The organism is Chitinophaga agri (assembly GCF_010093065.1).
Taxonomy (GTDB): Bacteria; Bacteroidota; Bacteroidia; order Chitinophagales; family Chitinophagaceae; genus Chitinophaga; species Chitinophaga agri.
Map to the genome: position 1 here is coordinate 6,704,400 of NZ_CP048113.1, position 19,114 is coordinate 6,723,513.

Consider the following 19,114-nt stretch of genomic DNA (forward strand, 5'->3'; position numbering starts at 1 on the left):
AGTGAAATATAATCCGTTTCAGGCAGATGCCGGGAACGATCACTTTGCCCTGGGGGAGTTAATATGAAAATAAAGGCTTTAGAATTAGAGAACTTTCGTTGTTTTGATAGCTTCGCTATCAACTTCTCTGACCAGTTTAACATTCATGCTATTATAGCTGAAAACATGGTCGGAAAGTCTGCGTTAATGCATGCTTTAAAGTTGACTGCCAATACATATACATCTGGTTTAAGAACGGAAACGCAGATCAGAAAAGAAGACCATCGTGTGATTGGTAATAATCCCATGTCTGATATCACCAGCAATGTTTCTATTAAAGCAGAAGCGCTGATAACAGATGCTGAAGGAAGGCAGGTGTTAAGTAGCTGGCGGAAATATAAGGAGAAGCCAGTCGGTGGATATACAAAATTACAGATCTTATCAGGAATAGACCCTAAAAAGCAAAGTGTAAAGACGTACGATTCATCGCAACAGGAAGGCGGGGCAATTCTTCCTTTATTTAGCTTTATAGGCACTGAGTACATTCACGTAGAATCTTCAGAGACACTCAACTGGGAGATAAATGGCAAGAGCATAGATGCTTACAAGGATTGTTTCGAAGATAAGTCGATCAAAAAGTATCTGTTTAATTGGTTAAAGAAAATTGATAATATTATCATCGAGTCTAACCACAAGAAGATTATTTTTGAAGCCTATCAGGATATACCGTTAAAAGCCTTACAGGCATTTCAGCAGGCAGTAATTTCTGTGTTGCCTGATATTATAGCTATAGAGTGGTCAAATGATGCGAAGCAACCTATTGTTAAGCTGTGTAATGGAGACATTAGGCTGTTTGATATGTTAAGTGATGGATACCGTTATCTGATAACACTTGCCGGAGAACTCGCTACCCGCTCTTTCCTCTTAAATAAACGGCAGGATGATATCCTGAATAAAATTTATGGTGTTGTAATTATTGATGAATTTGGGATACACCTTCATCCGGCATTGCAGAATGACTCGCTCATCCGCTTAGGTAAGACATTCCCAAATGTTCAGTTTATCATTACTACACATTCTCCCCTTATACTCAATGGATTAAAAAAGGAGCAGGTGCATGTGCTGTCGATTGATAGTAATGGCAAACGTATATCAGCTAATCCGGATGAAGATGTGATAGGTATGGGGGCAGACCAGATCATTACCAAGATATTTGGATTGTCCACGACCTTGGATAAGGAATATTTAAAACTAAGCGAAGAATATAAGCAGCTATTCAGCAAAAAGGAGGCAGGTCAGCTAAGTAAGGAGGAAGAAGAGTCCTTTAAAGAATTGTCAGGCAAACTAGCTTATTACCGGTTAGATCCGCAACATAAAGTCGGAGAGGAAGATACACTTACCACACTTGTGAAGGAGCAACTGGGAAAACAGGAAGTTAACAATCTTACTGCTGGCGAGGCTGAAGAATTGAATAAAACAGTAGGAGACATTATTGATAAAATATTTAATAAGAAATCCTGATCCTGCAGTATGAACTTTATTCCTTTTCCACAAGAAAGACAGGATCAGCATGTTGATCTGGTAAGCTGGCGGGCAAAAGTAAATAAGCGCGCAGGGGACTGGAGGGATCTGAAGGTCTATGTGGCTGACAGTTGCAGGTTAAAGGCTGGTATACATCCCATTACAAAATGTTGGTATAGTGAATTGCATCAGGGCGATAACTATGCTTTAGATGTTGAACATGTAAGACCCAAAAACGCGGCAGAGCCCTTATCAGATAAGGACAGACGGGATGTTGAAAGATTACTCGGTCAGGAATTATTACAGGACGTAGCGCCAGGTTTCAATTATAACTGGTTAGAATTTGAATACAGGAATTACCGCATTGTTACGGCGCTTACCAACAGAGGAGGGGCAAAACACATCTATTTTCCAATTTTTAGTGGTACAAACAGGCTTTCCGCTGGATCTTTTCCATGGACACAGGAGGAATACCCAATATTTTTAGATCCAGTAAACAGGCATGATGCTAACCAGCTATTAGTTAAGCCCAATGGTGAAATTATTCCAAAAGCTCCGCAGACGGCACTAACACAAGATGATGTCAATGATTTACCTGCCACCTGGCAAAGTGATGCATTCAATTACATCAGGGCCATAGTGACTATAAAAATGTATCGTTTGAATGAAACAGTCTTTATACAAGGGAGAAAGGAGATTTACGATGCGGTAAGAGACGAGTTGGAAAATTTGTTATATGCTATTAATGCTGGAAGGAACCCTGAAAATCAAAAATTAAAGCCTATTATCGAAAAAACAATAGTAAAGTTATCTAATTACATAATGCCTTCTGCACAATTTTCATTAGCAGCAAGATGTTCAATGATTGACTATGTGCCGGATGCACAATTTGGACAAGAAACGATACAGATATTCAACACAGCCGTTAGAAGAATTTTGGATGAGGTGGACACATTGGTTAATAATGCAATAATTGACTGGACAAAGCCGTGACTGAGATTCGGGCCACCTTACATCTGTCGGTTTAATATCAAGATAAACGGCCGTACCGTTCTCAGCATGTTGCAAACAGTATTTTCAGCCGGTTGCCATACGAGATATATCGCTATATCTACATACCTACTCCCACGCTTGACAACGCCCCATCGACATCAAACCAAATGGGTGACAGCACGGTTTACAACATGCTGAAAAAGCAGGTCTATTATCCGCAGAAACTTAGCTTTCCGGAAAAGGCAACACAACGGATCGCAAACTAGCACGTCACATCAGCACCTCATTCATAAATATCCTATACGGATAATTATTCGCAGACCGCTCTTTCAGTTGCGACAACAGCTCATCTTTCAGATAAACGAGATTCAGCGAAGCATACGCCGTTGTAGGCTGAGACATTGTCAGCCTGATATCCAGTGTACGGCTATATCCTTCAGCACTGCCGGGAAGCACAGATACCCCTTTGGCGACAGTCACGTTACGTAACTCATTGCCAACAACATACCGGCAGAGCGATTTAATGTCTTCAGGCGTAACAATGCGATCGCGGCTAAGCAGATGATAACGGTAAAGATTTACTTTCTCGTCAATGCTGAGACGGTCCTTACCACCCTGTGTGTTGGAAAGAAGGGTAATGGAACCGGGTTGCAGCTGTACACTGCCATATTCCTGCAAGCGGCTTCCCATACGGATGTTATTGGCCACACTACCATTGGTGGTAAAGAATTCGATGAAGAGGAAATCTGCTTCTTCACGCGGCTTCACCATGAGATAGGGGATGTTCCCTCTGTTGGTGCTGGGTTGCAGTTGTTCTTCCAGGGAGGCGATCAGCTGGTGTAATTCACGGATGCGGTTTGCTACATAGTCATTGCGTACCTCTTCGAAGAGGGAGCTTTCATCACGTATGACTTCAATCAGGTAGGCAATGATCTCTTTTGCTTCGCGGGAATCAAACCTGCCGATACCGCTGCTGCGGACTACGAGTTCCCCTTCCTGCATTTCTCCTGCCGTGGTGAAGTTACGGACGTGGTAGTCCATGCCACCGGCATCGTATACACGTTTTACATCGAAATAGATATCGGATGTATGCAGTGGCATGATGTTCAGGTAGCGGTTCAGGCGTTGCGACTGTTCATGGATGCGTTTATTGACAACAGGGAAGCAGTTGATATTGCAGAACAGGTCATCAAGCAGGGTATGCCGGATTGTTTCAGGGAACTCTACCCTGATCCAGTGTACGGTGGATTGTAACCGGGAGAAGTTAGGCCCGAATACTTCCAGCAGCGCCTCGGGAACGACCGGTTGTAACGGCAATGATGCAGGTTCACTGATAGTGAGGAAGTGCTGACGGAAGCGCTGTAATATCTGCTGACCATAGCGGGTATTCGTATCGAAGGCTGGCCGCATGATGTTATCGACATCTTCAGCAGCCGCGTCACGGCTCTGACAGTAACCACTTTTGATCTTCAGTTCAGTATTGCCGAGATAAAAGCGGGCCAGCGGGAGATAGTAGTAGAACATCTCCTGCTGATGAACGTTCCGTAGGTCAAAGAAGAAGGACATTTCTTCCAGGGAGGAGGGATTGCCTTCCAGGTGCAGCCCTATCCACAGGTGATTAGGCGGGGTATGCGCTGCCAGCTGTCCTTGCAGCACCTGTTCCTTGAACCAGTGATCGCGGGTTTCAAAAAGTTTATTGCCGATGGCAGTATATTTTACCTGTCCGCGGAAGAGGCGATGCCTCGTCAGCGGCATAAAGAAAAGGTCTTTCGAATTGAAGCCGTTCCGCATGGTGTAGAACAGCTGATGATCGGCATGGATGCTGGTTACAGGCTCGTTGCTGGAGGCGTGCAATACGCCATATGCCGGCTGGCTGCTGGTGATCGGTTCCGGCATCATGATCTGTGCGAGACGTTCTACCAGGCGGGCGTGAGAAACATCTACCTCGCCGGAGATCTTTTCCAGTTCACTGGAACAGGCTTCCAGCAGTAACTGCACGATGGGGTCAAAGGAAGATTCCACTTCCGCGTCGGGGTAGCCCCATAGTCTGGCAGCGGTTTTGAGCATCCGGTCTTTTATCCGTTCTTTTTGTTCTCTGGGCATGACGTAGCTTTAATCGTATGACAGCGGACTTACATAAAAGAAGCTGCTGTACTGGAATGGCGTTTTATTACGGGTTAACGTACCGGTGATGTTCACCCGGATCTTTTTTTTCACTTTTTTGGCGGTGGCGCCGTTGAGTTCTTCCTGGCTCACCACCGCTACGACCCTGATCTGGGAGAGGCGCTGCTCATAACGGGAGATGGCCGATTTAACGGATTGTTCCACCTGTTCCTTCACTTCATTGTTGGAAGCGCGGATGTCAAAGTCGGACTCCCATATCCGGCAGCCGTACTGCGGATCATCTTTGTTTTCGCCGAGTACGGTGGTGATGAGCAGTTGTATATGCTGGGCCACGGACTCTTCCAGGTTACAGTCCGGAAGGTCCTTTTTCTGCAGGATGCGGGAAAAGTCCAGTGGCAGTTTATAATATTGGTTCTTCATATCAGCAGTGTAAATGGTTAGAATATACCAAGGAACTTCCTGTCATACCTGACGCGGATCTCTTTCACACAACCGTTCTGGTCCTTGATGAGGTTCACCAGCTCTATTTTAAAACGTTTCTTTCCCCGGATGCGGGAACAGAAATGTGCAAAAGTATCCGTGTCCTTATCGTTCAGCAGCACACGGGCGCCCATGTTATCGCAGAGGTAGGCAGAGAAGTCAGCAGCATTTTTCTGCTTGTCCACCACCTGTGTCAGGAAGAACTTAAACTCATCGTCTGAAATAGCGGGTATTTTAGGCTTTTCCGGCACCGGAGTAGCCCCGGCTGATGACTCACTGGGTTTGGGCTCTTCAGGGAAAGGAATGGGCTCAAAATGGTCATTAACGGGACGCTGGGGCGCACCTGCAAAGACGGTGATACGTTTGGTGACCATTTTGCTACTGTCGCCATTGACAATAAGTGACAGGATACGCTCACCAGGAGAACCAAAGGTATACTTGACAGCGTTACCTGTATGTGTTTCCGCATTTGGCTGAAGCAGCTGCCAGGACCATTGTCTGGCGCCGGGTGTATGATTAGTGTAGGTCGCGGGGCGGCCCACAAATACTTCTTCCGGACCTTCTATCAGCGGATAGATATCTCCACCGGTATCAGGTGCTCTTTCAGGCGGTGCATTGATGATGATCACCTCCTGGTGCCATTCACATTTACCACGGCGGAGGGTTACCATATAGTTGCCGGCCTTACTGAAAGCATGATATACCTGCACGCCCGGAGCGGCAGCGGTTGAATCATCAAAATCCCACGATACACCGGCAATGCCGCCGCCTTTCAGGTCGGCTCTGAAAGTGATCACCTCACCGGTTGTAAATGAGCTTGTTTTGCCTGCATGCTGCTGGCTGGCTAATACAATGGCTGCGTCTGTACAGGTCTCTTTATTTGAAGCCTGAAATGCCAGTAGAACAATACTGATCGCCAGCAGGGACAAAAATGTATACAATACCATCGGGTCAATATGGCTTGTAATTTTGCTGAAGGGTGTGTACGAGGTTACTTTTCGCTCATTCTGGGACTTGCGGGGGGTCATGGGTTTTTCAATTTATGCAATTTTAAATATTTTTTTACATAAATGACTAAACAACCTACATTCGTAGTTCAATTTTTTGTTAATTGCTGTGTCGGTTGAAAGCCTGAAAATAATAACGAGAAAAAGACCCTGATTAATATAGAATATACGAAAAACCTAAATTAACCCGTTGATGGTAAATAATGCCCAAAAAGCCGCTGTGCTCGAAGAAGTCATTGATCATATCCGCCGTCTTCATTATGATGTACGTGCTGAAGTAGTTGTGGGTGAACTACTGGATAATCATGTGCAGGAGTCAGAAGTGGCGGTACAAATGCAGAATGTTTTCACAAGAGCTTTCAATAAAGATATCTTAGATGCGCAATTAGATGATTCACAGCCATATCATCCTTTCATCAGCCTGGTGCTCTCCCGCGACGGACTGTACGATCGCCTGCCGGAAGGCCTCTTTCACGCCTTTTCTCCCCAGAAACAGCAGGAAGTCAGTGAGATGGTCGCTACCTATAAAAAGCATCAGCAGGAAGAAGCGGAGGCACGTAAATTCTTTCGTCCGCTGGAACATGAATTTTTCCTGCAAAGGGTATTCCTGGAGCAACGTGAAAAGCATTTGTTGTTTGAAGCTTTAGGCAAAGATGCTGACGAGCTGTTCCGCACCTTCTGGGCGATCCCCGAAGGGTTACCCAAAGAACCTGTAAATAAACTGATCCGCTTACTCCCATATGTTCATCGGGTCGCAGGCAATCTGTCACTGGTACAGCTGTACCTGCAGGCTATACTCGTAGAACACGTACATATAACATGTGAAAACGGACCTGTTGCGGTATCTTCAGGTGAACAGACCGGCCTGGGAGAATGCAGGCTCGGCGTGGATACGATGACAGGAAGTCTTTTTTATACCGATATGCCAAGAGTCATTGTGAAGATAGGCCCGTTGCAACAGCGCAGGGTATACGATTTCCTCGCCTGGCAGCCTTATGGCAGGTTGCTCGAAACCTGTCTGGGGTTTTTATTACCGGCTGATGTGGAAACTGAAATTTTACTGGAACCACATCCGGATGAAAAACAGGTAGTTGTAAACGATAGCCGGCAGAAAGAAGGATTGATGGGATATAATTTTTTCCTGTAGCCTTAAATGGAACTATTTTTGCATGTAATGTAGGCGCTGTAGGCTGTTTTAACCCTTTCCCCAATTGGAAAACTTATGATACTCAAAGCGAAAATTTATCTTGTACTGGCCGCGTTGCTGGCCGTCGGCTCTCTGATAGTGGGCTTGCTGAGCCGCTATATTAAAAACTTTACCCTATATAAAAAAAAGGCCCTGTGGTACCTGTTCCTCCTAACGGTCGTGTTTGCAGTGATCAGCTCTATTCCTTTCCTGTTCACTCACCAGAACCTGGTCACACAATACCTGTTTTACCAGGTATGGTTCCTGGGACTTGGTATCGCACACTGTCATATCATGTATACCCGCTTCTGGGCGAATGAACGTACACTGAGCTCCGAACTGGCGTTTATCCTCGCCATCTATCTTTTCGGTGGAGTAGGCTTTATGCTGGTACAGTTCCTCTTCACAAAAGGAGACTTCCTGTATTATCCCATGCTGACCTGCTTCCTCGCATTCGCATTGCCCACTTTTGTATACAAGACGTTTGAAAAGATGATGGCTATTCCTGCAAAAGTGCATAAATGGTGGCAGTATCCTGCCTATCATGATCAGCCTGAAGTGAATGAAGATGATATGCGTGACCTGATCGTCGTTGGCTTTGAACTGGAGAAGGGTAGTAAAGACCTGGACCGTACTTATTTCAGGGCGCGTACGCCTATCAAAATGGATCTCGGAGACCTGTTCTATCACTTCGTGAATGACTATAACGACCGTTACCCTAACACACCGATAGATGTACTCGACCCTAACGGACAACCCTATGGATGGGTATTCCATCTGAAGTCAAGATGGATGGGGATAGCCCGTACGCTTGATCCGGAGAAACCGGTATTTATGAATGGTATGCAGGAAAATAGTGTGATTATCTGTAACAGGATTATACTGCATAATAACTGATCCCCTCACACAAGTACATAAACAATCATTTTTTACCAAACGATCATCCCATGGCAGAGCCGCTCAAATATTTTCCCGTCAACTGGGTGGATGGAATGAAGATTAAAAAGCAGCATTTTATCGAAACAGAGAATGCAATGCTTGATCAGATCCGGGATGCTATCTCCAGCAGTTTGCATGCGCAGAACTATGGACTATTGCCGGCTAAAGCAGAAAGTAAGGAATCACTCCGTTGCTGGTTCGTCACCGACAATCAGCATCAGTGGCGTATCAAACTTACAGAATGCCGTGCCGTCACTCCCGGTGGTGCCCGCATAGAGATACCCGAACATACCGTACACTCTCTCAAGTATGCAACTACTTTTCCTGAAGTAGCATACCGGTGGGACCCACAGCATACAGAAGCTGCCTATTACATCCTGATACAGGTTAATCCGTTTGACCGCCAGCCCAGCGGAGAGCCATTGCTGCACGAAGATCCGCCACGTCTTCCATATGCCACGCCTGAATATACTCTTTTCATTCAGCCCGCATCTCAATTGCCACAGGGGCAACTGGGCAGTTATCAGATGATACTGGGACGTATCAACGTAGCAGATGGTCGTCCGCAAATGGACGATGATTACATTCCACCTACCAGCATTGTCGCCGCGCATCCCGCACTCAATGATCTGTACCATGAACTTGACCAGTTTCTGGGTTTGCTGGAGCTGCACGGCATACAGATCGTGCAGAAAATTTACGGGAGGAATCAAAACAATGATCTGGCACAGGTAGTCCTGTATATCACCGAAAGACTGGTGCAGTACCTGGGCACACGTATCTCTCAGTTCCGCTGGTTGGGACTATATCAGTCGCCGGCAGCCATGCTGGAAGTAGTGGCAGGACTGTCGCGCACCATGAAAAATGCGATTGACCTGCGTGCACATACCGGTAAGGAAGAACTGCTGAATTATTTGTCCGAATGGTGTGAGCTGAGACAGGGAGAACTCGAAACACTGATGGTGAACTGTTCCAACATCCGGTATAAACACACAGATGTAAGAGAGTGTCTGCAACCAATGATACCATTCGTAAGAGCGATCAGTAAACTGTTTGAAAGTCTTAGCAGACTGGATTACATCGGCAGCAAAACTGATAAGGGCATCTTTGTGAAAGAAGAATCAGCAGAAGATGCAGAATACCTGCGTAAACATAAAACCAAAAGATGGTTTTTTACCGATTGATTGATCTATAACACTATAATACATGCGCGTACTAAACAAACAGGAAAGAACAGCTGCATTCCTTTGGTTCCTTCTCTTCTTTATTGTTACAGTAGGACTGTTCGTACTGGCTATATTTTTCAATTTCCAGGTACCTGCCAGAGAGAATGCAGACCTACGTAAGCAACTGGTGTCCTTCCGCCAGGAACAGGCATTCCAGAGCGATTTTCTGCAACGGATGGAGAAGGTCAGGAACAACCTCGATTCTATTAATCTGCCTAACCAGAATGCCAACTATATGGACCAGGTAGTAGCACAGGATCTGGTGACAATGAGGAACAGTATTCCGAAGGAATCAGTGACACATTATGGACTCTATAATAACATCATTCAGAACCTGCTTTCTATTCAACAGGGAAAGCAACAAATGAGAGGTTTACAAAATGCACAACAAACGATCGCTGAGCTGAAAGAGAAGATCGCCGATCTCAACCGGGAACTGGAAACAGCGCGTAACGAGCTCGATTATAACAGACAGATTATGAGATCAAGATGAGTTAAATTTTTGGTCGTATTAAAGGATTAATTTAAATTTGGAAGATAAATTTTTAAATAAATAAATAGCTCATTTTTGTTAATTCTTTATTGCAAACCTTAAACATTTAACCCATGTCCTTCAAATCAGTGTTTGAAGTAGCTGGCAAAAAATTAGTGGTAAAACACTGCAGCTACGACCTCACCCAAGAAGTAGATGCTACCGGTCGCCCATCAGCTATCACACGTGGTGGCCGCATCCGTTTAAGCGTTGAATCAACCGGAGAAACTGACCTCTTCGAATGGATGGTAAACAATTTCGAAAGAAAAGACGGTACCGTTACATTCTACAAAAGAGATTCTGATGCTCAGTTGAAACAACTGTCCTTCAAAGAAGGTTATTTGGTAAAGTTTGAAGAGTCTTTTGACGCTGATGACAAGAATCCAATGACTATTACATTCACCATTTCTGCCCGTGAATTGCATATGGGCAACGCTGTTCATGCCAATGAATGGGTATGATGATGGTATAATTTGTTAACTTAACGTAATTGTACCAAGGCCCCTGCGAAAGCAGGGGCTTTTTGGTTTTTATACCGTGCGGCGGGGCGTTGATCATCAGTCGGTGTATTGCCCGGGCATTGTCCGTTAAAGCATCAACGGTCCTGCTGCCCCGGCTTTATTCCCGCTTTCAATACAAACCACATCATTGCCGGAAACAACTGCATGGGTACTACCAGACCTGGGAACAACTCAGGCTGCGCCATATCCAGCGGAAGACTGACCATAAAAGGTATGACCATACTCAGCATCGTTATAACGGTTAACAATACTCCGGATAAAAACGCCCTCTCTTTTTTGAATAAGCGATGTACCGTATAGCTAAGTAACGCGATCAGCATCCCTGCAAATATGCAGGCGCTGAATATACTCAGCGGAGATACCAGCGCATTAAAATTAACACCCAGTGTAGTGGTGTATAACCAGTAATAAAAAAAGGCAGCAAGTCCTGAAAGGATGCCTGCTGCCAGTCCGGTGAAATAATATCTTTTAAACATGCAATGACAATGCTTATTGAGTAACAGGAACAGTGACCTGCAGTTTGAATACATCATCTACTCTGCCTCCCGCTTCACCTATACCAAAGTCTACACGGTTCACGTCAAAGTTGCCGGTGAAAGTACCTCCATTGCCATTCTTTGCGAAAGTGAACGGAATGGTGAATGGCTTTTTTACGCCATGTATTTCCAGTTCACCTTGTGCATCATATCCGGTAGCTGTTTTGGTTACTTTGGACGAAGTAAAATGAATAACAGGATATTTCGATGCGTCGAACCATTTACTGCCTTTTGCATGTGTGTTTTTTAAACCATTACCGGTATTGATCGAACTGACAGGGATCGTTACATCAAACTTTGCGGCGGGTAGATTATGTTCATCAAACACCACCTGACCTTTCAGCTCTTTGAAAATACCGGTAGCGCCGGAGCCGGAAAATTTAATGGAATAGCCGTCTGCGATCTTCCAGCTTTGGGAAACCACAAAAGTAAAAGCAGAAGCAAATAGTACTACTGCAAATGCGATGGGATAGCGTGCTCTTTTCATTGTATGTTCATTGGATAAATGAATGGATCAAATGTAATCTGATAATTTGTTGACTGCAAAAAGGATACCTATAAATTAATGTTAATAAGTCTGCCTAAAAGCTAACATATGTTAGTTCGGCTGGCCGTCTTTTCGGCCAACTTTGTACCAAAAGTAAGACAATGGCATTTTTATCCGGACTGTTATCCATCGCTTTATTATCGCTCCTGGCGGGCCACCTGTTCCATTTCTCCTGGTTACAGCAATGGCAGCATGATGCCCGGGTGGCAGCGGCGGTGATGTTTGTACTGATAGGGATCATGCACCTGGTCACCCCGAAAAAACTGACCTATATGATAGAAGGCTGGCTGCCCTATGCCTTACAACTGGTGCTGATCAGCGGGATATTGGAGATCATACTGGGGATCGGGCTGTTAGTAGAGAACATACGGGTGTACGCAGCCTGGGGGCTGATCATACTGCTGGTAGCTATGTTTCCGGCGAATATTTACGTCGCCATCAAAGCGTTACCTGCGCCTGGCGGATTACCGGCAAAGCCCTGGTATACCTGGAGCCGGCTGGCCTTCCAGCCTGTATATATCGCCTGGGTGTGGTGGTGTGTCAGGTAAGCTCCTTCCTGATCCTGCTGAGGCTCTCAGGTGCGATGCCCAGGTAAGAGGCAATGTATTTGACAGGGATCTGCTGCACGACCTGCGGATACTCTTCCAGCAACTGTATATATCGTTCCTTGGCAGTATATTGAAGAAGGGCTAACTCCCGCCGGTATTTACGCAGGTACTGGTATTCTGCCAGCAGGCGGCCGGTCCTTTCTGCGGTATGACTCCGCTGATAGAGTTCCTGCAGGTCTGTATAATAGAAAGCAAAGCCTTTTACAGGCGTTATAGCCTGTAGAGAGACCGCTGAAGGATGCTGTGTAATGAAAGAGGCATAAGCGGTCGAAAACTGGCCTGGAAATGCGAAATCGAGGCATACTTCCCTGTCCTGATGCACGGTGAATACCCGGACGATCCCCTCACTGATAAAATAGATCGCCGAAGATACCCTGCCTGCATGGGTTAAAAAAGAGCCGTTACTGAACACCACTGGTTGCAGTAACGGCTCAAATAAATGCCAGTTATCTCCGGAATGCCTGTCAAGCTGTGACAATACTTCTTTTACCTGGAGGATATCGGGCATGCGTCCATATTTTTGATCAGATCCTTCTGAGTTTTAATGACTGTACGAAGTGATGACCGCCTTTTTCCAGTATCAGACTGGCCCGGAAACGGGTCGGCAGAATATTCAGCTCCAGATTGGGCCGGTTGATCTCATTCCAGATATTGGTCGCTATCACTTCTGACTCTTTATCAGACAGATGTGCGTACCGGTGGAAATAAGATTCGGGATTCCGGAACGCGGTCTGCCGCAGTGACTTGAACCGGTCAATATACCATTGCTGCAGATCCTCCATTTCAGCATCCACAAAGATGGAGAAATCGAAGAAGTCGGATACGAAGATGGTCGGCTCCTTCTGCTGCTGCCTCGGTCTTACCTGCAACACATTCACTCCTTCGACAATTACGATATCAGGAGATTCGATCCATTTCAGTTCATTGGGAAGAATATCATATTCCAGATGACTGTACACCGGAGCGGAGACCCTTTCCTTCGCCGATTTTACATTTGCCAGGAACTGTATCAGCCGGCGGATATCATAACTTTCAGGGAATCCCTTTCTGTTCATGATCCCTTTCTGTTCCAGCACCTTATTTGGATAAAGGAAACCATCCGTGGTGACCAGGTCTACTTTAGGGTGGTTAGGCCATGCGGATAACAGGCGCTGCAATACGCGGGCGGTGGTGCTCTTACCCACGGCTACACTACCGGCAATGCCAATAATGAAGGGAACTTTCAGGAACTGGCTGCCCAGAAAACTGTTCGTCGCTGCGTGTAAGCGCTGTGCTCCGCTAACATACAAATTCAGCAACCGGGAAAGGGGGACATAGATCTGGGTGATTTCTTCCATGGTCAGCGGTTCGTTTAACCCCTGTAAGGTCTCGAAATCATTCAATAGGTGTAACATAGGATCGTCACTCCTTTTTGCCCATTCTTCCCTGCTGATAGTAATATAGGGAGCATAATTATTCCTCGTCATGCAGATTTTGTTGCCTGTTTACTTGTTGAACCTGTCTGTTTCAGGCTGCTAAGCTATGTAAACCGTTTTAACATTCAAAAATTCATGTGTGCCTTCGAGGGAGAGTTCTCTTCCGTAACCGGACAGTTTCACGCCACCAAATGGCAGCCGGGCATCGGAATGGACCATTGCATTCACGAAAACATTCCCGCTGTCTATCAGCCGGGCCAGGTTTTCTGCCTTATCAAGATCGGTCGTCCAGAGGGAAGCACCCAGTCCAAACGGGGTCTGATTGGCCAGTTCAATGGCGTGCTCCGCATGCTGTGCCTTGATGATCACCGCCAGCGGACCAAACGTTTCCTCATCAAAGGCTGTCATCCCTTTCTTCACACCAGTCAGCAGGGTAGGAGCAAAATTAGCGGCTTCCTGTTGGCCGCCGACTGCCAGCTGTGCCCCCTGACTGATCGTTTGCTGCAGCTGTGTGGCCAGTTCGCCGGCCAGGTCAGGACGGGCCATGGGCCCCATGTCTGTCGCAGGATCAAAAGGATCGCCCTGTTTCATCTGGCGTAACAGCTGACTGACCTTATCTGTAAAATCACCTGCAACTGATCCTTCCACGATCCAGCGTTTGGCAGCGATACAGGATTGTCCCGCATTCTGCATACGTGCTCTCACTGCCACCTTCGCGGCTTCTTCCAGGTTAGCATCTTTCAGCACAATGAAGGGGTCACTGCCTCCCAGTTCCAGGACGGATTTCTTAATATATTTTCCAGCCAGTGCTCCTACGCTCATGCCGGCAGCTGTGCTTCCTGTCAGCGTGACACCTTGTACACGGCTGTCAGCGATCACAGGTTCGATATGGCCGGAACTGACCAGTAATGCCTGGAAAGCGCCTGCAGGAAAGCCCGCCTGACGGAACAGGTCTTCAATGGCCAATGCGCAGCCACTGACATTGCTGGCGTGTTTCAGCAGACCGGTATTGCCGGCCAGCAGATTGGGAATAGCGAAACGGAAAACCTGCCAGTAAGGAAAGTTCCATGGCATGATGGCCAGAATAATCCCTTTCGGTTCATATGATACATAGCTTTGCTGTGCATCACTGGCGATAATGCGTGGTTGCAGCATACCAGCGATGTTGTTAACATAGTATTCTGCGGATGTGGCACATTTCAGTACTTCCGCTTTTGCTTCTTTCAGTGTCTTACCCATTTCGCGGGTAATGATCGCCGCATGGTGGTCTACATTCGTCTTCAGCAGCCGGACCAGTTCCAGCATCCAGTCGCACCGTTCCTGTAGGCTCGTCTGTGCCAGATGACGGTACGCCTGATGGCCGCTGGTCAGTCTTTGTTCAATGTCGGCACCCGTATGAGCCGCATATTCTGCTATTGTTTCCTGGTTGTATGGATTGATACTTTGAAAGGTGCTCATAAATATAATTTACACGATAAAAAGAGGGAAGAATCAGGAATCAGGAATTGACATCATTCATGCCTGAAAATGTTATTATTGTCTGACCAGGATTTCAGCGCTGGATGATCTGTCAGTCCTGCAATATTGATGGCTAACTAATACCTGATTCCTCCTTGTAAATGTAAGATTTCTGCACTACCCGGGGCAATACAACAGGGATGGATGGTGAAAAAGTTGTGGATGAGAGATTAACGGAACAACTCATCTCCGCAGCTAAAATATTTGTAGAAAGCGGTATTCAGTGCTGCGTATTCTTTTGAAACCGGTGAGCCAGGCAATACTATCATTCGCCATATCATGTATGGTTAACAGTTGGTGGCCAACTCCATGCGGTACATGTGAATAAAACTACTGACGGAAATACCGTTCAGCTGGCGGAATTCCTGTTAAAGAAAGTTATCCGTCATATTGCACTGCTGACGAAGGTGTTTCACTGTAATCGTTTTGTGAATATTCAGCCTGATATATTCTTTTACGCAGTCGAGCGTGATAACTGCTGGTCGGTCAGCTCTATCCCGGTGGGCGCCGCATGAAGTAGTGAGTGTTATATGGATAATCGTATCTGGTGGTAAGGAATAACGGACATGACCCTTTTAGCTGCATCTGCCGGCTACAATTGTTGATAATCAGCAATGACCGGTTAACATGTTATGCTGCAACACGCGTGGAATAACAATTATTTAATAACGATCACAATGACATGACATAGTTACTACGCTGCTGAGGATGTTGTTTCTGTTATGCATAAAGTTATCTTTTTGTTTTTGCTAAATAGTTAATAGGTCGTTAATGATCGCTGATGCATAGGTGCTGTTAGCTGGATATGTGTATCACAAGATCAAAATATTGATTTATAGGGGGATCGGTTAAACAAGTGTTAATGAATAAGTGTTTTATTATGTGATATGCCGACCTATGTCAAATAGCAGGAATGTGTATGTTATAACATGTAGGTACACACTACTGGAGTAGAATGAGCGCGTTTTAGCTATATGCCTGAAATAGGTTATATTTAACAATAACCCAAATTTTAGTATTATATGATGTCAACCAGGACTCTAAATCGAATCGTGCTTGTATTATTATGCCTCTATGTACCAATAGCAGCCGCATATGCCCAGAAACAGCGAATAACGGGTAAAGTGACGGATGCCACGACTGGCGTACCGCTCGAAGGTATTACGGTACGGGTGAAATTATCCGGCACTGGTACGCTGACCGTAAAAGACGGTAGTTATGCCATTGAAGCAAAGTCGGACGATGTGCTGGAACTTAGCGCTATCGGTTTTAAACCGCTGACTGTGCCTGTTAACGGCCGTAGTGTGGTAGATGTTCAGCTCAATTCTACCGTATCTGAACTAACACAGGTGGTGCTGGTCGGTACCCGCTCAGGCGGCCGTGCCAGGATTGAGACACCAGTGCCTGTAGACGTGATCTCTATGAGTCAGACTGCCTATCCAACGGCAAAAATGGACCTGACCGCCCTGCTGAACGTCTCTGCACCTTCCTTTAATTATAACAAACAAAGTGGCAGTGACGGTGCTGACCAGATCGACCTGGCTACCCTGCGTGGTCTGGGGCCTGATCAGACGCTGGTGCTGGTGAACGGCAAACGCCGCCATCAGACCGCCTTCATCGCCGTATATGGCACCCGTGGACGTGGTAACTCCGGTACGGACCTGAATGCGATACCGGAAGCGGCTATTGACCGGGTGGAAATACTCCGTGACGGGGCTTCCGCTCAATACGGTTCTGATGCCATTGCCGGGGTGATCAACATCATCCTGAAAAAAGAGGTCAACCATCTTTATGTTAACGCAGGTTATGCCGGCTACTATGATCATAAGTATAATACCCACTTTGGCAAGGACCTGAACCAGTATAAGAGTGGTGGCGCCATAGATGGTAATGCCGTCAATGTAGGCCTGAGCTATGGTGTTCCCCTGGGCAAGAATGGCGGTTTTCTCAACTTCTCAGGCAACTTCGTAAAGCAGGGTAAAACATACCGTCAGGTACTGGATACCAACCTGGCTAATAAAGATGCCTTACCCATCAATGTGGTAAGAAGATCTTACGGCGATGCCTCTAAAACCACGGGTGGTGGTATGGTAAACCTGGAACTGCCTTTCGCCGACGGAAAGACCACTTTCTACGCTTTCGGCGGATATAACTATAAGTTTTCAGATGCATACGCCTACAGCCGCCACTTTAATGGCAATAACCCGAACTCCAGCGGACACCCGGACCGTTTCCCTACGGACGCTAACGGTAACCTGATCTTCTATCCGGATATCATGTACCCGGTTACTTCCCCCGGCGGAGCCGCCAACGATACGGTGTTTGATCCGCATATTCAGAACAGGATCAGAGACTGGTCAGCAGCTGCTGGTATCAAAGGTGAGTTTGGCGGTGGCTGGACATGGGACCTGAGTAATACTGTCGGCCGGAACGATTTCCATTTCTACGGCGATAAGACATTCAATGCTTCCATGGGCGCCAATACCCCGACACATTTTGATGATGGTGGTTTCTCCTTCCTGCAGAACACCGCTAACCTGACAGTGGGTAAAGAATTTGCTGGCGTGGCACACGGCCTGCACCTGGCATTGGGCGCTGAATACCGCTATGAGAACTATAAGATCTATGCCGGTGAAGAAGCTTCCTACAGAAACTATGATCCTACGTTCTTTAAAGCGACCGGTGCACAGGGCTTCCCTGGCTATCGTCCGAGTGACGAAGTAGATGCCAACCGCTCCAACATAGCCGGCTTTGTAGATGCAGAGCTGGACGTAACTGATAAATGGCTGATCGGCGCAGCAGTACGCGCGGAGAACTACAGCGATTTCGGGTTTACGAGCAACTATAAATTTGCTACCCGTTATAAGGTAACCTCCAACTTTAACGTAAGAGGTTCTGTGAGCACGGGCTTCCGTGCGCCTTCCCTGCAACAGATCAACTTCAGTTCCCAGTATACTAACGTACAGGGAGGAACTATCACAGAAGTAAAGATTGCGCCTAACAGCAATAGCATTACCCGCGCAGCCGGCATCCCTGATCTGAAACAGGAGAAGTCAGTGAATGCGAGTCTGGGTTTCACCTGGAAGCCCATCAGTTCATTATCAGTAACGGTGGATGGTTACCTGGTAAAAGTGAAAGACAGGATCGTATTGTCCGGTCAGTTCAGTGCTTCAGATACAACACTTTCTCCTGAGTTGTATCAGACGTTGAATGATCTGCGCATCGATAATGCACAATTCTTCGCCAATGCGGTAAATACGACCAATAAAGGGGTCGATATCGTTATTGACTATAACAAGCGCTGGGCGAATCAGCGTTTCAGGGCGTTATTAGCGGCTAACTTCCAGGATATGAAGATCGATAAGATCAATGTGCCCGAGAAGCTGAATGACTCCTATCTGCACAGGAAATCCTTCTTCAGCGACCGTGAAGAACGCTTCGTACTGGCATCAGCACCTCCGGTGAAGATCGGTCTGAACCTGGACTATGGTATCAACAAGTTCGGTGTAAGTGCCCATGTCACTTACTTCGGTAAGGTAGAACTGTATGGCTACGGCTGGAGCGGCGACCTGGCAGGATCGGGTATTAATCCTGTTGTAGGACTGGACAGCGATCCTGACAAACTGGTGCCTGAGCTGTTCAAATATAAAGGTAAAGCGGTGACTGACCTGGCCGTGAGCTATAAATTCACCAAACAACTCAACTGGTTCATCGGGGCTGACAATATCTTCAATGTACACCCTGACCTGGGTGTTGTGGAAGGCGCAAGGTTATCTGCCTATGACAGTGAGAGCGGCGGCGCATGGGATGCGGTACAGATGGGCTTTAATGGTATCCGTCTGTTTACAAGGTTTGTACTGACGCTGTAGAAAGAGAGCAGGATTAGTGGTCTGAAATCTTCGTTAAACAATAACAATATTTTCAGACATGCATTATATCAATTCCTAAATAAAAAAGCGAAGGCTGCCCTTATAAAAGGCAG

18 protein-coding genes are annotated in these 19,114 nt (G+C 46.4%); 10 read left to right on the forward strand and 8 right to left on the reverse strand.

Features of this window, described 5'->3' with window-relative positions; all coding sequences use genetic code 11:
• Positions 1-63 precede the first annotated feature (63 nt).
• Together GWR21_RS26800 and GWR21_RS26805 are read left to right on the forward strand one after the other, a co-directional pair.
• Positions 64-1,500, forward strand: coding sequence for an AAA family ATPase (locus tag GWR21_RS26800; RefSeq protein WP_162334784.1), 1,437 nt, complete (start codon positions 64-66; stop codon positions 1,498-1,500).
• A gap of 9 nt (positions 1,501-1,509) precedes the next feature.
• Positions 1,510-2,493, forward strand: a complete 984-nt coding sequence (locus tag GWR21_RS26805) for a hypothetical protein (RefSeq protein ID WP_162334785.1) — start codon at positions 1,510-1,512, stop codon at positions 2,491-2,493.
• A gap of 270 nt (positions 2,494-2,763) precedes the next feature.
• Here GWR21_RS26805 and GWR21_RS26810 read toward each other — a convergent pair whose 3' ends face one another.
• The 3 genes from GWR21_RS26810 to GWR21_RS26820 are packed head-to-tail and all read right to left on the reverse strand — an operon-like array spanning position 2,764 to position 6,125.
• Positions 2,764-4,596, reverse strand: coding sequence for a type VI secretion system baseplate subunit TssF (locus GWR21_RS26810; protein ID WP_162334786.1), 1,833 nt, complete (start codon positions 4,594-4,596; stop codon positions 2,764-2,766).
• 9 nt (positions 4,597-4,605) lie between these two features.
• Positions 4,606-5,037 (reverse strand): GPW/gp25 family protein, encoded by a 432-nt coding sequence (locus tag GWR21_RS26815; RefSeq protein ID WP_162334787.1) that lies wholly within the window; start codon positions 5,035-5,037, stop codon positions 4,606-4,608.
• Between the two features lie 17 nt (positions 5,038-5,054).
• Complete coding sequence (locus GWR21_RS26820) at positions 5,055-6,125, reverse strand: PKD domain-containing protein (protein ID WP_162334788.1); 1,071 nt, start codon at positions 6,123-6,125, stop codon at positions 5,055-5,057.
• A 172-nt stretch (positions 6,126-6,297) separates the two neighbouring features.
• Between GWR21_RS26820 and GWR21_RS26825 the strand changes: the two genes are divergently transcribed.
• The 5 genes from GWR21_RS26825 (at position 6,298) to tssD (ending at position 10,448) form a co-directional block, all read left to right on the forward strand.
• On the forward strand, positions 6,298-7,251 hold the full coding sequence (locus tag GWR21_RS26825) for a type VI secretion system baseplate subunit TssG (RefSeq protein WP_162334789.1): 954 nt from the start codon (positions 6,298-6,300) through the stop codon (positions 7,249-7,251).
• A 75-nt stretch (positions 7,252-7,326) separates the two neighbouring features.
• Positions 7,327-8,187: a TssN family type VI secretion system protein gene (locus GWR21_RS26830; protein ID WP_162334790.1), complete on the forward strand. Its 861-nt coding sequence runs from the start codon at positions 7,327-7,329 to the stop codon at positions 8,185-8,187.
• Between the two features lie 50 nt (positions 8,188-8,237).
• On the forward strand, positions 8,238-9,413 hold the full coding sequence (locus tag GWR21_RS26835; RefSeq protein WP_162334791.1) for a hypothetical protein: 1,176 nt from the start codon (positions 8,238-8,240) through the stop codon (positions 9,411-9,413).
• A gap of 22 nt (positions 9,414-9,435) precedes the next feature.
• Entirely contained in the window at positions 9,436-9,948 is a 513-nt protein-coding gene (tssO, locus tag GWR21_RS26840) for a type VI secretion system TssO (protein ID WP_162334792.1), read from the forward strand.
• 113 nt (positions 9,949-10,061) lie between these two features.
• Entirely contained in the window at positions 10,062-10,448 is a 387-nt protein-coding gene (gene tssD / locus GWR21_RS26845) for a type VI secretion system tube protein TssD (protein ID WP_162334793.1), read from the forward strand.
• 134 nt (positions 10,449-10,582) lie between these two features.
• On the opposite strand, the gene GWR21_RS26850 is transcribed toward tssD, so the two are convergent.
• Together GWR21_RS26850 and GWR21_RS26855 are read right to left on the reverse strand one after the other, a co-directional pair.
• Positions 10,583-10,984, reverse strand: coding sequence for a hypothetical protein (locus GWR21_RS26850; protein ID WP_162334794.1), 402 nt, complete (start codon positions 10,982-10,984; stop codon positions 10,583-10,585).
• Positions 10,985-10,997: 13 nt separating this feature from the next.
• A complete protein-coding gene (locus GWR21_RS26855; RefSeq protein WP_162334795.1) occupies positions 10,998-11,531 on the reverse strand; it encodes a YceI family protein in 534 nt (177 codons plus the stop codon).
• Positions 11,532-11,692: 161 nt separating this feature from the next.
• Between GWR21_RS26855 and GWR21_RS26860 the strand changes: the two genes are divergently transcribed.
• Complete coding sequence (locus tag GWR21_RS26860) at positions 11,693-12,139, forward strand: DoxX family protein (RefSeq protein WP_162334796.1); 447 nt, start codon at positions 11,693-11,695, stop codon at positions 12,137-12,139.
• Here GWR21_RS26860 and GWR21_RS26865 read toward each other — a convergent pair.
• Genes GWR21_RS26865 through GWR21_RS26875 form a run of 3 tightly spaced genes read right to left on the reverse strand, consistent with a single transcriptional unit; the run spans position 12,132 to position 15,072 of the window.
• Positions 12,132-12,707 carry a Crp/Fnr family transcriptional regulator gene (locus GWR21_RS26865; RefSeq protein WP_162334797.1) on the reverse strand — a complete coding sequence of 192 codons (576 nt, stop codon included), beginning with the start codon at positions 12,705-12,707 and terminating at the stop codon, positions 12,132-12,134. The two genes, GWR21_RS26860 and GWR21_RS26865, sit on opposite strands and share 8 nt — an antisense overlap.
• 16 nt (positions 12,708-12,723) lie before the next feature.
• The gene (gene coaA, locus GWR21_RS26870; RefSeq protein ID WP_162334798.1) at positions 12,724-13,665 is read right to left on the reverse strand and encodes a type I pantothenate kinase; all 942 of its coding nucleotides are present in this window, start codon (positions 13,663-13,665) and stop codon (positions 12,724-12,726) included.
• A 48-nt stretch (positions 13,666-13,713) separates the two neighbouring features.
• On the reverse strand, positions 13,714-15,072 hold the full coding sequence (locus GWR21_RS26875) for an NAD-dependent succinate-semialdehyde dehydrogenase (protein WP_162334799.1): 1,359 nt from the start codon (positions 15,070-15,072) through the stop codon (positions 13,714-13,716).
• 380 nt (positions 15,073-15,452) lie between these two features.
• On the opposite strand from GWR21_RS26875, the gene GWR21_RS26880 reads away from it, so the two are divergent.
• Positions 15,453-15,647 carry a hypothetical protein gene (locus tag GWR21_RS26880; RefSeq protein WP_162334800.1) on the forward strand — a complete coding sequence of 65 codons (195 nt, stop codon included), beginning with the start codon at positions 15,453-15,455 and terminating at the stop codon, positions 15,645-15,647.
• A gap of 537 nt (positions 15,648-16,184) precedes the next feature.
• Positions 16,185-19,001 (forward strand): TonB-dependent receptor, encoded by a 2,817-nt coding sequence (locus GWR21_RS26885; protein ID WP_162334801.1) that lies wholly within the window; start codon positions 16,185-16,187, stop codon positions 18,999-19,001.
• Positions 19,002-19,114: the final 113 nt, after the last annotated feature.

What these genes read in the sequence shown, in the direction of transcription:
- GWR21_RS26860 (WP_162334796.1), top strand. Translation starts at nt 11,693, where the DNA reads ATGGCATTTTTATCCGGACTGTTATCCATCGCTTTATTATCGCTCCTG.
- GWR21_RS26855 (WP_162334795.1), bottom strand. Translation starts at nt 11,531, where the DNA reads ATGAAAAGAGCACGCTATCCCATCGCATTTGCAGTAGTACTATTTGCT.
- GWR21_RS26825 (WP_162334789.1), top strand. Translation starts at nt 6,298, where the DNA reads ATGGTAAATAATGCCCAAAAAGCCGCTGTGCTCGAAGAAGTCATTGAT.
- GWR21_RS26865 (WP_162334797.1), bottom strand. Translation starts at nt 12,707, where the DNA reads ATGCCCGATATCCTCCAGGTAAAAGAAGTATTGTCACAGCTTGACAGG.
- tssO (WP_162334792.1), top strand. Translation starts at nt 9,436, where the DNA reads ATGCGCGTACTAAACAAACAGGAAAGAACAGCTGCATTCCTTTGGTTC.
- GWR21_RS26800 (WP_162334784.1), top strand. Translation starts at nt 64, where the DNA reads ATGAAAATAAAGGCTTTAGAATTAGAGAACTTTCGTTGTTTTGATAGC.
- GWR21_RS26810 (WP_162334786.1), bottom strand. Translation starts at nt 4,596, where the DNA reads ATGCCCAGAGAACAAAAAGAACGGATAAAAGACCGGATGCTCAAAACC.
- GWR21_RS26830 (WP_162334790.1), top strand. Translation starts at nt 7,327, where the DNA reads ATGATACTCAAAGCGAAAATTTATCTTGTACTGGCCGCGTTGCTGGCC.
- GWR21_RS26835 (WP_162334791.1), top strand. Translation starts at nt 8,238, where the DNA reads ATGGCAGAGCCGCTCAAATATTTTCCCGTCAACTGGGTGGATGGAATG.
- GWR21_RS26875 (WP_162334799.1), bottom strand. Translation starts at nt 15,072, where the DNA reads ATGAGCACCTTTCAAAGTATCAATCCATACAACCAGGAAACAATAGCA.
- GWR21_RS26805 (WP_162334785.1), top strand. Translation starts at nt 1,510, where the DNA reads ATGAACTTTATTCCTTTTCCACAAGAAAGACAGGATCAGCATGTTGAT.
- GWR21_RS26815 (WP_162334787.1), bottom strand. Translation starts at nt 5,037, where the DNA reads ATGAAGAACCAATATTATAAACTGCCACTGGACTTTTCCCGCATCCTG.
- coaA (WP_162334798.1), bottom strand. Translation starts at nt 13,665, where the DNA reads ATGACGAGGAATAATTATGCTCCCTATATTACTATCAGCAGGGAAGAA.
- tssD (WP_162334793.1), top strand. Translation starts at nt 10,062, where the DNA reads ATGTCCTTCAAATCAGTGTTTGAAGTAGCTGGCAAAAAATTAGTGGTA.
- GWR21_RS26820 (WP_162334788.1), bottom strand. Translation starts at nt 6,125, where the DNA reads ATGACCCCCCGCAAGTCCCAGAATGAGCGAAAAGTAACCTCGTACACA.
- GWR21_RS26850 (WP_162334794.1), bottom strand. Translation starts at nt 10,984, where the DNA reads ATGTTTAAAAGATATTATTTCACCGGACTGGCAGCAGGCATCCTTTCA.